At 66.3% G+C, this 1,698-nt stretch carries 1 protein-coding gene; it reads left to right on the top strand.

The features are described from left to right. Window positions 1–72 precede the first annotated feature (72 nt). Window positions 73–1,698 (top strand): cobaltochelatase subunit CobT (gene cobT / locus EN742_RS34170; RefSeq protein ID WP_128333832.1); only part of this gene is annotated, 1,626 nt, incomplete at its 3' end.

Raw genomic sequence — 1,698 nt, 5'->3', positions numbered from 1 at the left:
GTCCGGATACTCCGCACTCAATTTGACCAACGGACAACAGGCCAGCAGCCGGAAATGAAATAGAGACGTATTATGGCGGGTCCGGGCGACAACACGCGCAACAAGCCGAAGAACGGGTCTGAGGCCGACAGCTTCAAGCGCTCGGTGACCGTTTGCATGCGCGCCATTGCCGGCGACAAGGATCTCGAGGTCGGTTTCGCCAAGGACCGGCCGGCGCTCGCCGGCAGCCGCGCCCGGCTGCCCGAGCTGCCGAAGAAGGCCTCGAAGGCCGATATCGCCATCACCCGCGGGCTCGGCGATTCCATGGCGCTGAAGCGCGCCTGCCACGATCAGCGCATCCACAACAAGCTGGCGCCGGAGGGCAAGCTGGCGCGCTCGATCTACGACGCGGTCGAGCAGGCCCGTGTCGAGGCGATCGGCAGCCGCGCCATGCAGGGCGTCGCCGACAATATCGGCTCGATGCTGGAGGACAAATACGCCAAGGCCAATCTCGTCGACGTCAAGGACAAGGCCGACGCGCCGCTCGAGGAGGCGGTGGCGCTGATGGTGCGCGAGAAGCTCACCGGCCGCGCCGTGCCCAGGAGCGGCGAGCGCCTGGTCGATCTGTGGCGCCCTTGGGTCGAGGAGAAGGCCAGCGCCGATCTCGACGGCCTGTCGGCCAAACTCGACGACCAGCAGGCTTTTGCCCGCATCGTGCGCGACATGCTGGTCTCCATGGAGATGGCCGAGGAGCTCGGCGACGACCAGGAGAGCGAAGACACCGAGGACAGTGACGACAACGAGCCGCAGGGCGAGGAGCAGAGCGAGGAGGGCGGCGAGGACGATTCCGGCTCGGAGCAGTCGCAGTCCGACGACGCCGAGGCGTCCGACGACGACGAGCAGTCGGCCGAGACGGAAGCGTCCGACGCCACCGCCGACGACCTCTCCGACGAGGACGATTCCGACGCCGAGACGCCCGGCGAGGCGCGGCGTAACGACAATCCCTTCACCAATTTGCCGAAGGAGATCGACTACAAGGTCTTCACCACGGCTTTCGACGAGACGGTCGGCGCCGAGGAATTGTGCGAGGAAGAGGAGCTCGACCGGCTGCGCGCCTTCCTCGACAAGCAGCTCGCCAATCTTTCCGGCGTCGTCGGCAGATTGGCCAACCGGCTGCAACGCCGGCTGATGGCCCAGCAGAACCGCTCGTGGGATTTCGACCTCGAGGAAGGCTATCTCGATCCGTCGCGACTGGTGCGCGTCGTCATCGATCCGATGCAGCCGCTGTCCTTCAAGCAGGAGCGCGACACGAAATTCCGCGACACGGTGGTGTCGCTGGTGCTCGATAATTCGGGCTCGATGCGCGGCCGGCCGATCACCGTCGCCGCCACCTGCGCCGACATCCTGGCGCGCACGCTGGAGCGCTGCGGCGTCTCGGTCGAGATCCTCGGCTTCACCACCCGCGCCTGGAAGGGCGGGCAGGCGCGCGAGAAATGGCTGAAGGACGGCAAGCCGCCGAACCCCGGCCGGCTCAATGATCTGCGCCACATCATCTACAAATCCGCCGACCACCCATGGCGGCGGGCGCGGCGCAATCTCGGCCTGATGATGCGCGAGGGCCTGCTCAAGGAAAACATCGACGGCGAGGCGCTGCTTTGGGCGCATAACCGGCTGATCGGGCGGCCGGAACAGCGCAAGATCCTGATGATGATCTCCGAC

It is taken from the genome of Mesorhizobium sp. M4A.F.Ca.ET.020.02.1.1 (assembly GCF_004022645.1).
Taxonomy (GTDB): Bacteria; Pseudomonadota; Alphaproteobacteria; order Rhizobiales; family Rhizobiaceae; genus Mesorhizobium.
The sequence above is the reverse complement of the archived record's forward strand: the minus strand, read 5'-3'. Positions and strand labels throughout refer to the sequence as shown.